Source organism: Oxobacter pfennigii (assembly GCF_001317355.1).
In the GTDB taxonomy this organism is placed as follows: domain Bacteria; phylum Bacillota; class Clostridia; order Clostridiales; family Oxobacteraceae; genus Oxobacter; species Oxobacter pfennigii.
In genome coordinates this window covers 427,768-440,495 of the sequence record NZ_LKET01000032.1, presented here as the reverse complement: position 1 = coordinate 440,495, position 12,728 = coordinate 427,768, and the positions used below count along the sequence as shown (strand labels likewise).

At 39.9% G+C, this 12,728-nt stretch carries 13 protein-coding genes; all 13 read left to right on the top strand.

What is annotated here, in order from left to right:
* Window positions 1-54: 54 nt before the first annotated feature.
* The 13 genes from OXPF_RS12265 to OXPF_RS12200 all read left to right on the top strand — a co-directional run bounded on the left by OXPF_RS12265 (window position 55) and on the right by OXPF_RS12200 (window position 12,712).
* A complete protein-coding gene (locus OXPF_RS12265; protein ID WP_054875498.1) occupies window positions 55-1,041 on the top strand; it encodes a MerR family transcriptional regulator in 987 nt (328 codons plus the stop codon).
* 95 nt (window positions 1,042-1,136) lie between these two features.
* Window positions 1,137-1,901 carry a dienelactone hydrolase family protein gene (locus OXPF_RS12260; protein WP_054875497.1) on the top strand — a complete coding sequence of 255 codons (765 nt, stop codon included), beginning with the start codon at window positions 1,137-1,139 and terminating at the stop codon, window positions 1,899-1,901.
* 5 nt (window positions 1,902-1,906) lie between these two features.
* Entirely contained in the window at window positions 1,907-3,157 is a 1,251-nt protein-coding gene (locus OXPF_RS12255) for an anaerobic sulfatase maturase (RefSeq protein WP_054875496.1), read from the top strand.
* Window positions 3,158-3,277: 120 nt separating this feature from the next.
* The gene (locus OXPF_RS12250) at window positions 3,278-3,535 is read left to right on the top strand and encodes a hypothetical protein (RefSeq protein WP_054875495.1); all 258 of its coding nucleotides are present in this window, start codon (window positions 3,278-3,280) and stop codon (window positions 3,533-3,535) included.
* A 137-nt stretch (window positions 3,536-3,672) separates the two neighbouring features.
* Window positions 3,673-3,843: a helix-turn-helix transcriptional regulator gene (locus tag OXPF_RS12245; protein ID WP_054875494.1), complete on the top strand. Its 171-nt coding sequence runs from the start codon at window positions 3,673-3,675 to the stop codon at window positions 3,841-3,843.
* 25 nt (window positions 3,844-3,868) lie between these two features.
* Window positions 3,869-4,402: a GNAT family N-acetyltransferase gene (locus tag OXPF_RS12240; protein WP_054875493.1), complete on the top strand. Its 534-nt coding sequence runs from the start codon at window positions 3,869-3,871 to the stop codon at window positions 4,400-4,402.
* Window positions 4,403-4,831: 429 nt separating this feature from the next.
* Complete coding sequence (locus tag OXPF_RS12235) at window positions 4,832-5,650, top strand: helix-turn-helix domain-containing protein (protein WP_054875492.1); 819 nt, start codon at window positions 4,832-4,834, stop codon at window positions 5,648-5,650.
* 481 nt (window positions 5,651-6,131) lie between these two features.
* Window positions 6,132-7,058: a thioredoxin-disulfide reductase gene (gene trxB / locus OXPF_RS12230; RefSeq protein ID WP_054875491.1), complete on the top strand. Its 927-nt coding sequence runs from the start codon at window positions 6,132-6,134 to the stop codon at window positions 7,056-7,058.
* 89 nt (window positions 7,059-7,147) lie between these two features.
* The gene (gene trxA, locus OXPF_RS12225) at window positions 7,148-7,468 is read left to right on the top strand and encodes a thioredoxin TrxA (protein ID WP_054875490.1); all 321 of its coding nucleotides are present in this window, start codon (window positions 7,148-7,150) and stop codon (window positions 7,466-7,468) included.
* Window positions 7,469-7,539: 71 nt separating this feature from the next.
* Window positions 7,540-8,007 (top strand): glycine/sarcosine/betaine reductase complex selenoprotein A, encoded by a 468-nt coding sequence (gene grdA / locus OXPF_RS12215; RefSeq protein ID WP_083479896.1) that lies wholly within the window; start codon window positions 7,540-7,542, stop codon window positions 8,005-8,007.
* A 50-nt stretch (window positions 8,008-8,057) separates the two neighbouring features.
* The gene (gene grdC / locus OXPF_RS12210; protein WP_054875487.1) at window positions 8,058-9,593 is read left to right on the top strand and encodes a glycine/sarcosine/betaine reductase complex component C subunit beta; all 1,536 of its coding nucleotides are present in this window, start codon (window positions 8,058-8,060) and stop codon (window positions 9,591-9,593) included.
* 11 nt (window positions 9,594-9,604) lie between these two features.
* Window positions 9,605-10,771, top strand: a complete 1,167-nt coding sequence (grdD, locus tag OXPF_RS12205) for a glycine/sarcosine/betaine reductase complex component C subunit alpha (RefSeq protein ID WP_054875486.1) — start codon at window positions 9,605-9,607, stop codon at window positions 10,769-10,771.
* 540 nt (window positions 10,772-11,311) lie between these two features.
* On the top strand, window positions 11,312-12,712 hold the full coding sequence (locus OXPF_RS12200) for an MFS transporter (protein ID WP_054875485.1): 1,401 nt from the start codon (window positions 11,312-11,314) through the stop codon (window positions 12,710-12,712).
* Window positions 12,713-12,728 lie beyond the last annotated feature (16 nt).

Here is a 12,728-nt window from a genome sequence, read left to right as displayed (position 1 = left end):
ACTCTGACATCGTGTCGTGGTTTATACTCCAATTGTGGATGGAGGTAAGGGAATATGGAAGCGATGACAATTAGCCAGGTTTCAAAAAGCTTTAATGTATCTACAAGGATGCTGCGCTATTATGAACAGGCAGGGCTTATGGAGAGCTGCCGAAAGGAAGATTATGCTTATCGCATGTACGATGAAACTGCTCTTACTAGATTGAGGCAGATTTTGATATTGCGTAAGCTGCGGATTCCCATAAAGCAAATTAAGGATATACTTCAGAAGCCCGATGCCGTTACAGCTATAGAGGTCTTCCAGCAAAATATCAGCGAATTGGATGATGAAATAACCGCGCTGTCCACTATTAAAAGCATTCTAAGCGGATTCGTTGATGAATTGCAGAAAGCAGCCCACATACAAATAAATCGCTTGATTGTGCAAGATGAAATTATATTGGCCGCCATAGAATCCTTGCCGCTGACCAGTATTAATTTTAAGGAGGATAAAACTATGGATAAACTAAAAAATGCAGAGGAGCACTTGTCTAAACTGAAGGATGTCCGGATTGTTTATTTACCGCCCGCAACTGTTGCAGCTGCCCACCACATCGGCAATGATCCTGAGCATCATGCCTATAAGATGATTGACAGGTTCGTACAGGATACCGGACTGTGTAAAATCAAACCGGATCTGAGGCATTTTGGTTTTAATCATCCAAACCCGGTAGACGAGACCGGCTACCACGGTTATGAAATATGGGTGACCATTCCGGATGATATGGAAGTTCCATTACCGCTTATCAAAAAGCATTTTACCGGAGGATTATATGCTGCTCACATGATCCAAATGGGAAATTTCAATGAATGGGAATGGCTTTTAGACTGGGTAAATAAAAATGAAAAATATCAGTTTGCAGGAGATATGCAGGATCAGGAGCATATGTGCGGACTCCTTGAGGAGCACCTTAACTATTTGAGCCATGCATATATGAATAATACCGAACCCGAGGATTTGCAGCTTGATTTGCTTATGCCCGTCAAAGAACGTCTGAAATAATTTTATAAATTTCAAATAGACATTATGATAAGTTACTAAATCCAATAATTGGTGATATAATAATTAAAAGAATATTCAAAGGAGGATTAATTATTATGTGGAACAAATTAAGAACAGATGCGTATGAAGGCATGCTGGCTGAAACAATTAAAATGACCGGATATAATGGAGACAGCATCCATGCATACATTTCACGCCCCCTTGGCGAAGGGCCATTTCCTTCAATAGTACTGGTTCCTCATATGCCCGGCTGGGATGAGTATTGCCGTGAGACTGCACGCCGCTTTACACAGCATGGATACATAACTGTTTGCCCCGACATATATTGCCGTTTCGGACATGGAACTCCTGATGAAATATCATTGAAAGCAAGGGAATCCGGCGGAGTAGCTGATGACAGCGTAATGGGAGACTGTGAGGGAGCCCTTAAATACCTTCGTGATATGCCTGCTTCCAACGGAAAAGTAGGAGTTATAGGTATGTGTTCAGGCGGACGCCATGCCTTTATGGCCGCCTGTAAAGTTAACGGATTTGATGCAGCAGTTGACTGCTGGGGCGGAAGAGTCGTGGTTTCAAAAGAAAATCTGACACCTGCGAATCCTGTGGCACCTATAGACTATACCAAAGATTTAAGCTGCCCTCTTTTGGGAATATTCGGAAATGATGACCAGTTCCCTACGCCCGAAGAGGTAAATATCCATGAGGAAGAGCTTAAAAAGTATGGAAAGGATTATACATTCTACCGATATGACAATGCAGGCCATGGATTCTGGTATTATCATACCGACAGGTATCGCCCGGTGCAGGCCATGGATTCCTGGGAGAAGACCTTCGATTTCTTTGAGAAACATTTAAGGTAGCTTATATGGAACCCTTTGTAGTCATGGCAAAACCGGTAGGCCCCCGATGCAACCTTAAATGCAGCTATTGTTATTATTTAGAGACTGAAAAATTTCATAAAGATTCACAACAGTTAAAAATGTCAGACAGCATGTTGGAAACTTATATACGCCAATACATAGAAGCAAGCCCGGGGCCGGTTATTCAGTTCACATGGCATGGAGGGGAGCCAACTCTTGCAGGACTTGATTTTTACAAGCGAGTGGTAGAATTGCAAAAGCAATACCTTCCGGAAGGCTGGAATTTATGGAATAACCTCCAGACCAACGGAATACTTCTTGATGATGAATGGTGTTCATTTTTGGCAGAAAATCACTTTGATATTGGATTGAGTATAGACGGCACACAATGGCTCCATGATGAATTTAGAAAGGATTATAGCGGAAAAGGTACTTATGATAAAGTGGCAGCGGCGGTTAACAGGTTAAAAGTCCATGGCATCAAGCCGGACTTGCTGTGCACTGTGACATCCAAAACTGCAAAGGAACCGGAAGCTGTTTACAGGGCATTAAGAAACCTTGACACAGGATGGATTCAGTTCATACCTATCGTGCGCCGCGGAGAAGACGGAAAGGTTACAGAAGACTCCGTATCCGGCGAAGAATATGGAAATTTTCTGTGTTCAATTTTTGATGAATGGATCCGTTATGATATCGGACGGTTGGATGTACAGCTATTTGCTGAAATGATGATGGTATGGTCCGGGGGAAATGCCAGTTTATGCTGGATGGCTCCTACCTGCGGAAGGGTGCTTATTTTGGAGCAGGACGGAGGAGTCTACTCCTGCGATCATTTCGTAACACCGGATTATAAAATAGGTGATATTGAAAGCTCTGACTTAGGAACATTAGTAAACTTGCAGATACAGCGCAATTTTGGAAATAATAAAAGGGAAGGCCTGACTATGCAATGCCGTTCATGCAATTGGCTGAATATTTGTAACGGCGGATGCCTTAAAGACAGGTTCGCCCATGATGAAAATGATGAGCTTGGATTATATTACCTTTGCGGCGGGTTAAAAAGGTTCTTTGACCACGCAGAACAGCCATTGAAACAAGTTATGGAGTTCAAAAAACGTGGCTTAAATTCCAACGATATAATGCATAAATTGCGCACTCAGCTAAAAGATAAGCAAAAAAGCCTGGGACGAAACGACCCTTGCCCCTGCGGCAGCGGACGCAAAGCTAAGAATTGCTGTTTTTCAAAGAGAGCATAAAAAAGTAAAAGGACTTAATCTTCCATACTGGTATGGAACATCAGGGACAATTTTAGCAAACTGGTTCTGGACGAAATAAATAAAAAATATTGCCCTGAATATAAGGGTTTTTCCGGGGGAATGAATAGTGAAGACAAGAAAATGTTTTGTGGCTTTTTTAAAGAGGGTATATATGAATACAAGGTCTTTAGCAACGATTTAATTTTTGATGAAGATGGCTTTATTGGAAGAAATATTTCAGCATCATATTCACCTGATCATGGTACAGAAAATTATGAGCCATATACTTTGGATCTTAAAAAGCTTTTTAAAAAGTATAGTAATTCTAGCTATTTACATATGCCCAATTTAACTCGTACATATATTGGTGAAGTATAAAATACTATGACTATAAATAGCTTGCTTGTTTCAGAAGAATATCTGAAGTTATCAAAAGTCAAATATATTTAAAGAAATGCCATATAAAGTTGGCATTATGACGATGCTATGATACTCTTTCATAGGAGTTGATGCACATGGCAAAAAATTTAAAGATAAAAGCAGCATGGGCAGCAAAAGACATGGCACAAAAAGATCTTGCAGATGCAATGGGAGTCGCCCGCCAAATGATGAATGCCATAGAAAAAGGAGATTATAACCCTTCGATAAATCTGTGTATAGCCAATTGCAATAATAAAGAAATTTAATGGCAAGAAGGCAGGAGATGATTAAATGATAGAAACTCAAAGGCTGATTATCAGAACATTTTTACCTGAGGATGCGGACGATTTATATGAATACCTTTCAGAGCCACAAGTTGTTTTTTATGAGCCCTATGAAGTATTCACCAGGGAAGAATGTGAAAAAGAGGCTTTAAGACGTTCAACAGACAGCGCCTTTTGGGCAGTGTGCTTAAAGAAAGATAAAAAGCTCATAGGAAACATTTATTTTTCAAAGCAGGAATTTGATACATGGGAACTCGGCTATGTTTTTAATATTGCCTATCAGGGCAATGGATATGCTGGTGAAAGCGCTATAGCTGTAATAGATAATGCAGTTAAACAATTGAATGCCCGCCGTATTGTTGCCATGTGTAATCCGCAGAATGAAAAGTCATGGAAATTGCTTGAACGCTTGAGAATGAGAAGAGAAGGGTACTTAAAACAGAATATATATTTTAAAACAGATATAAATAATAATCCTATCTGGCTTGATACCTATGAATATGGCATTCTTGCCTGCGAATGGACTGCAGAAAAAGAATAAGCACCAAGCACCAGCAAAAGGAGGCGATGCCTCCTTTTAAGTTTTTTGAAAGAGTTATAAAGAGGCTTTCAGAGGCATCATTCTGTATAAAAAAGGTAAAACAGTATTGACCTTAATGTTACATTAAACTTTATACTTAAATTATATATTGATATTTGAATAATCTAGTATCCCTTATTCACAAACCTGTAACTGAGCTTGAAAAACCGTTCTAAGCTGCTTAGTTAAAAGAAGTCTCCCCCTTTTGGCTTCCCTACTCTCAAAACATAGCCGGTGGGAGCATATCAACATGTCGAATTTATTAACATATCAATAGATCATTCTAAATTGGAATAGCTGCTATGAATAATAGTTGTTTTACACTTTGAAAACTTGCATTTAATCTGTAATTAGAGGGATAAGTTTGTATTGGTCTGGAAGGTGATTAATATGAAAAAATACCGTATAGGGGAAATGTCGAGTTTAGTTGGTTTGGCTCCGCATGTGATTCGCTTCTATGAGACCCAGGGAATAATAAATTCAAGCCAGCGCAGTGAGAATAACTACAGGTACTATGACTACCATGACTCATGCAGGCTTATGTATGCTAAGCTTTATCGAAGCCTGGGCTTTTCACTATCCGAATCTGCCGAGTTAATCGGTAAATGCAGCCGTGAACAGCTACTTGAGCGCTTTGACAGGCGGAGCGATGAAATTGATAACGAAATATTAAGACTCCAGCATCAGAAAAACAGGCTTAGGGTAATTCAAGATAATTGCAGAATTATGGAAGATTGTATGACAGAGTATAGGATTATCCAAAGGCCAGGTTTTTATTGGGTAGGTGGGGGAGACAAGGAAGAAATTTTTATAGGGAGTGACATTGAAGAAATATACAGGTGCTGGATGGAAAAGTTGCCTTCTGTGTATTTTTTTGGGGTGATTCCCATGGAAGCCCTTCTAAAGGAAACTGAGCTTAGGTATAGCTACGGCATCGCATTAAATGAAGAAAATATCAAGTATCCGGAACCTGATAATAGGCTTCAGATAAAGTACTTTCCAAGCTGCAGCGCCTTATATGGAGTTATAGAGAAAAATGAGACCGGCCCGTTTCGAATTGAACATTTTAAAAAACTGCTTAACTACATTTCCATAAATAACTTGATAATTGAGGGGCCAGCACTGATAGAACTTATAGGAATCATTTATGAAGGCGGAATGAAGTGTAACAGATTTGGTATAAGTGTTCCGATCCATAACATTGCATAAAAGAGTGCTGGTAATAAAGAACCTCTGCATATATCTGCAGGGGCTCTTGTCAATGAGCCTATCATGGTCGACAGCAAGTTGCTAAATAAAATAATTATTAAGTTCCTGGCTGATTATTAAAAAAGGTTATTGACTTTAATGCTACATTAAACTTTATACTTAATTATACATTGATATTTAAATTTATCGACATAATAACCTATTACCATTTTAATTGTTAAATATAGCATATAATGAAGTCATAATATCTTGAAAATAAAGAATTAATGAAGCAGTAAACAATTTTACCTATATTTGGTATGATTATATGAGAATGCATATATTTAATTAGTGGGAAAACTTATTTAAAGACTTCAGTTTTATTGGCTATGATTTAACTCATGCTTCCAATATGTCAGTCAACAAGGCAGAATAATTGCAAGATAGGCTGTTGAAGAATGACAAATACGAGGAATCAAATTAATAAAGGAGAGAAACCGAAATGTCAGAAATACTGGATGTTGTTATTATAGGAGGCGGTCCGGCAGGGTTATCGGCGGGTTTGTATGGTTCAAGGGCTAAACTTGACACTCTGGTAATTGAAAAATCCAAATATGGAGGCCAAGCAGCAACAACTGCAGAGCTTGAAAATTACCCAGGCTCGGAGCATGAAGCAACAGGACCGTCCATCAGTGAAAGGATGAGAGAACAAGCCGAAGGATTCGGCACAAAATTTGTTAAGGATGAAGCAGTCGGCCTGGATGTAACAGGTAATATTAAAATAGTCAAATGTAAAAATGGAGAATATAAGGCTAAGACAATAATAATAGCCACAGGTGCAGAACCAAAGATAGCCGGGTTTAAAGGCGAAATGGAATTCAGGGGCCGCGGTATATCCTATTGTGCAACCTGTGATGCCGACTTTTTTACCGATCTTGACATAGCACTTGTAGGAGGAGGAGATTCCGCCCTCACTGAAGCATTGTACTTAACAAAGTTTGTAAATAAACTCACTATTATACACAGGAGAGATGAGTTCAGAGGGGCGAAATCCATACAGGAGAAAGTATTTGCTAATCCTAAAATAGAAGTTATATGGAACAGCGTGCCTGTTGAAGTAATAGGGGATGAAATAGTAGAAGGATTAAGAATAGAGAATAGGAATACTAAAGAGATTACAGAATTGGAAGTAAACGGAGTATTTGTATTTGTAGGACTGGATCCTATTTCTTCAGTATTTAATGGAATAGTAGATATGGATGAAAGAGGATACATTATTACAGATGCGGATATGAAGACAAATATCCCCGGAGTATTTGCCGCAGGTGATATAAGGCAAAAAACATTAAGACAGGTTGTAACTGCGGCAGCTGACGGTGCTATCGCTGCCACTTCCGCAGAAAAATATATATACGACAAATTTGAATAAAAAATATAACGGGGACATTTCACCGCCTATCACGAATTTTCCTAAAAGAGGAGAAGTATCCCCTCAACGTCAATTAAGGAGGTAATACAATGATAGAGCTTAATAAGGAGAATTTTGAAACTGAAGTTGTCAATTATGGAGAAAAGCCGGTATTCGTAGACTTTTGGGGAGACAAATGCGAAACCTGTATTGCAATGATGCCGGATGTCCATAAACTGGAGGAAAAGTATGGAGACAAAATCAAATTCTGCAGCTTAAATACCAGTCAAAACAGAAGGCTTGCAATAGGGCAGAAGGTTTTAGGGCTTCCGACCATGGCAATATATAAAAACGGTGAAAAGGCAGAGGCACTGACGCCGGACAAGGTTTCGGTAGGATCTATCGAGGAAATGCTGAAAAAGTATTATTAATGCAATAAGCGGTTTAATTATGTGTTCATAATTTAATTAGAAAGAGTTAATTTATAGAAAGGATGTTTAATATGTTAAAGGATAAAAAGGTTATTTGTATAGGGGACAGGGACGGAATACCCGGACCGGCTATAGAAGCAGTTGTAAAGAGTGCAGGAGGAGACGTAGTATTCTCATCTACCGAATGTTTCGTTTGAACAGCCGCCGGTGCAATGGATCTGGAGATCCAGCAGAGAGTTAAAGATATTACTGAAAAATATGGCGCTGAGAATGTAGTTGTCGTCCTCGGCGGTGCCGAAGCGGAGGCTTCAGGGCTTTCAGCAGAGACGGTTACAGCCGGTGACCCAACATATGCAGGCCCTCTTGCAGGTGTCAGCTTAGGCCTTATGGTTTACCATGTCGTGGAACCTGAAATTAAAGAAGAATTTGATGCAGCAATATATGATGAGCAGTGCGGTATGATGGAAATGGTACTGGATATAGATGCAATCTGTGCAGAAGTCAAATCCATGAGGGACCAGTACAGCAATTTCAAATAAAACTAAAGGGCAGTAAAGCGCTGCCCTTTTAATATATGGAGGTGGAAAAAATGGTTTATCCCGTTATCAAGGGAGCAAGTTACATACTTGTAAATACTCCCGACCTGATTGTCAATAACGGTACAACCCAAACGCTGGAGAAAGAAACAAATCCTGATTCAGAATATCTGAAAAAGCTGAGAGATCATTTAAGACCCTTTGACGAAGTGGTGGCATACCCTGTAAATCAGGTATACATAGGAAACATGACTCCTGAGGAGCTTACAGATATTTCAAAGCCCTGGTACACTAAAAAGTATGAAGGCTCATCAAGATGGGGTAAATTCGGTGAAATCATGCCTCAGGATGAATTCTACGGCCTTTTAAAAATATGCGATTCTTTCGATTTAGTCCTCCTTGAAGAAGAGTTTATAAGGAGTGTAAAAGAAAGACTTCAAAATCATCCCTTGTTTAAAGAAAGCATAGATAAACTGGGAGAGGGCTTTAAAGTAGAAGAGATTGAAAAGTACATCAATCAATCGGGAGCGGAACATCTGGAGATGGACGGGAAGCTTGTGGGCTGCGTTAAAAGAGCCCATGAATTTGACAAAAACCTTTCCTCCCATGTAATGCTTGAGAACCTTTCCGTTAAGGCATCAGGGGTACTTGCCCTCATGCATCTTATAGAAAAGTCAGGTATTCCGGCTGGTGAAATCGATTATATCATAGAGTGCTCCGAGGAAGCAATCGGAGACATGAATCAGAGGGGCGGCGGAAACATAGCAAAGGGTATAGGTGAAATAGCAGGCTTAAAAAATGCGACAGGCGTAGATATGAGGGCCTTTTGCGCGGGACCGGCTCATTCCATAATCAATGCCGCATCGTTGGTTCAGTCGGGGATATTTAAAAATGTGGTGGTTGTAGGCGGAGGAGCAACTGCCAAGCTTGGTATGAACGGTAAAGACCATGTTAAAAAGAACATGCCGGTTATGGAGGATATACTTGGCGGCTTTGCCATATTGGTATCGGAAGATGACGGTATTAACCCCATAATAAGGACAGATGCAATAGGTAAGCATAACATAGGCTCAGGCGCATCTCCACAGGCTGTTATTGAAGCGCTGGTTACAACTCCTTTAGATAAGATAGGATATAAAATAACCGATATTGATAAATATTCTCCTGAAATGCAGAACCCTGAATGTACGGAACCTGCCGGCGCCGGAGATGTACCCACATCCAATTTCAAGATGATAGGGGCCCTGGCAGTTAAAAAAGGACAGCTTGATAAAGCACAGCTTTTAGAATTTGTGAAAAAGCACGGGTACCCAGGCTTTGCACCAACTCAGGGTCATATTCCTTCAGGAGTTCCCGTCATGGGATTTGGAAGGCAGTTTATCCTTGAAGGAAAGCTTAAAAATTTCATGGTTGTAGGCAAAGGCAGCTTATTTTTAGGGCGTATGACCAATCTTTTTGACGGAATTTCTTTCGTGATAGAAAAGAATGCAGGAAAGAAAGAGGAAAAAGGCACAATATCCAAGGATGAAATAAAGAGCATGGTGGCTGAAACCCTCAGGGATTTTGCATCCCATCTTCTTTCGGATTAGAGGTGGAGTATATGTCACAGGAAAAAGTGAAAAGATTAATCGGTGAAGTTTTTAATGATATTGCCGATGCAATAGAGAGCGGCAGCTTCGGGAAAAAAGTAAAGGTAGCATTGACTTTGCCTGAAAGCGAGCATGGAGCGGGGGAGCTTGTCAAAGCCGCTAAAATGGCTATGGAAAAATATCATGATTTCGAAGTTGTTTTAATAGGGCCAAAGATTGATGGGGATTTTAAAATATATGAGGCAGAAACCCTTGAAGAGAGCCACAAAGTCATGGAAAAGCTCCTTGATGAAGGGGAAATAGACAGCGCGGTAACCCTTCACTATAATTTCCCGATAGGTGTATCCACTGTGGGTAGAGCTGTAACACCAGGAAGCGGAAAAGAGATGATGCTTGCCACAACAACAGGCACATCATCTTCTGACAGGGTGGAAGCTATATTTAAAAATGCATTATACGGCATAATTGCTGCTAAAGCAATGGGAATCACTGAACCAAGTGTTGGAATCCTTAATGTGGATGGTGCAAAACAGGTGGAGCGGGCGCTAAAAGAGCTTTCAAAGGGTGGATATGAAATAAATTTTGCAGGTTCTGTAAGGAAAGACGGCGGCTGTGTAATGAGGGGCAACGACCTTTTAGCCGGGGTTCCCGATGTAATGGTTACCGATACGCTGACAGGAAACCTGCTGGTAAAGATACTAAGCTCCTATACCACAGGGGGCAGCTATGAATCCTTAGGTTACGGTTACGGCCCGGGAATAGGCGAGGGGTACAACCGTATAATTTGCATAATATCAAGGGCATCGGGGGCTCCTCTTATCCGCGAGGCATTAAGATATGCCGCCACTCTTGCGCAAAATAAATTGCCTGATGCAGCTGACAGGGAATTCAAAGCGGCAGCCAGGGCTGGTTATAATGATATACTAAAAAGGTTGGCTGCCACTGCCCAAGGAAAAGATACTGCAGAGGAGGTTAAAGCTCCTCATAAAAGGGTTGTTACCTACTCCATCGCGGGAATTGATATTTTAGAGCTGGAAGATGCCGTTAAAGAATTATGGAAAAATGGTATATACTCTGAAAGCGGCATGGGCTGTACCGGCCCTATAGTCCTTGTTCCCGAAGATGAAGGAGCTAAAGCAGAGGATATACTCATTAAAAGCGGCTATCTTTTAAGATAAGGCAGCGCGTATACAACTATAATAACGAACTTAAAAGTCTATGAACAGAGATAGAAGACCTGTGTGGAATCAATTATTCCATGCGGGTTTTCTTTTTATGCATATTATGAATTTTACCGTGTAAAATTGATGAGAAATGATTTCATGTGAAATCATTATATCATAATATAAGAAAATGACTGCTCATATACATGAAGGGGAACCACTTTTTTTTAAAATAATTTGGATGTTTTATAAAATAATTATTTAAAAAATTTTTGAACAAGTTATTGACCTTAATGTTACATTAAACTTTATACTTAAAATGCAGGTATAAACAAAACCTATTGATATATGTTTTTGTATTTATAAAATCTATTACGATGTAAAAACAAGGAAATCATCGCGGCAGCTTGAAAGCAATGAGTCTAATTTAAGGAAAATTCAATAAATGATACTGCAAGTTCTTAATGGTTTTGCTGCAACTAATCCTTATATTGTAAGAATGTATATAATGAAGAATTATATAAAACCCAAATTACAAAATCAGGAGGCGTTCTTATGAAAAAACCTTTAAGCAAGTCTTTGAAAACCTTTTATGGTATAGGAGACTTGGGATTTTCTCTCATGACCAGCGTGGGTATGTATCTTCAAACCTACTTCTTAACCGACGTTGCAGGATTCAACCTTGCCCTTGTTGCACTCATTATTACTCTTCCTAATACCATCGATGCCATATTCTCTGCTGTATACGGTGCCATCATCGATACCATAAAACCTATGAAATGGGGCAAATTGCGTTCATGGCTAATTGTCACGCCGCCCCTTGTCGTATTATTCATGACACTGCAGTATACAAAAATAGGTTCTGACTATGTGGCAGCCATAATCATCATTGCCAGTGCCATTATATCAAAGCCGCTGCTTAATACTCCCTGGGTGGCAAACCTTGCTCTCATTCCGGTATTAGCCAGCAATACACAAGAAAAAGTACTGCTTTCTTCAAGAAGAATGTTCTGGTCCAGTATATCAAGATTATTTTTCTCCTACATAAGCACACCCCTAGCCATATTTTTTGGCGCAATATCTGGAAGTCTGATCTTTGGATATACTGTACTTCAATTCTTAATGGCAGCAAGCATGTGGATAGGTTATTTTATCATCTTTAAACTGACAGACGGATATGAAGATCTTCCGGCTGAAGGTGCGGCTGTAAATCAAAGCAAAACTGCAGTCAAAAAGAAAGAAAAAGCCTCACTGGGTGATATTTTAAGAAACCTATTTCAAAATCCACCTCTTTTATTTCTCTTGCTTGCCGATTACGGAAGAAATATTGCAGTTTTCATAATGTCAGGAGCCGTTGCATACTATTATACTTACGTGGCTGAAAATATGGCTCTTATGCCTTTGCATATGCTTGTTACATCCATAGGAACATTATTAGGAACACTTGCCTCACCGGCAGTAAGCAAAAAACTAAATACGCGCTCCATGACAATTATCGGAACCCTTACATCTGGGGCGATATATCTTGTTGCAACCTTCATAGGTCTGAACACTTATTTGTTTATTGCAGCCTTCACGGCAGCAGCCTTTGTAAGCGGAATATCCGGTTCGTCAAACGTTGCCCTCTATAGTGATACAATTGTTTACGGAGAATGGAAGACAGGGCAAAACACTGCAGGATTCATTATGGGTCTTATGAACCTTCCTTTAAAGGTTGGCAAGATGACCAACGGTGTTATAATGACTTCCGCCCTTGCATCCATTGGATTTGTCGCAAAAATGGCACCTACACCGGCGTTGAAATCCGGTATTATAAACATAATCGCTATGGTTCCTGCTTTGGGGCTTATTTTCACTGGTCTGGTACTGTTATTCGGATTCAGGCTTAACGAAGCAAGAGTAAAACAAATGCAGGAAGAAATAAATATGAGGAAGCAGGAGACAGCAACCGTTTAAGATGGTTGGGTCATTG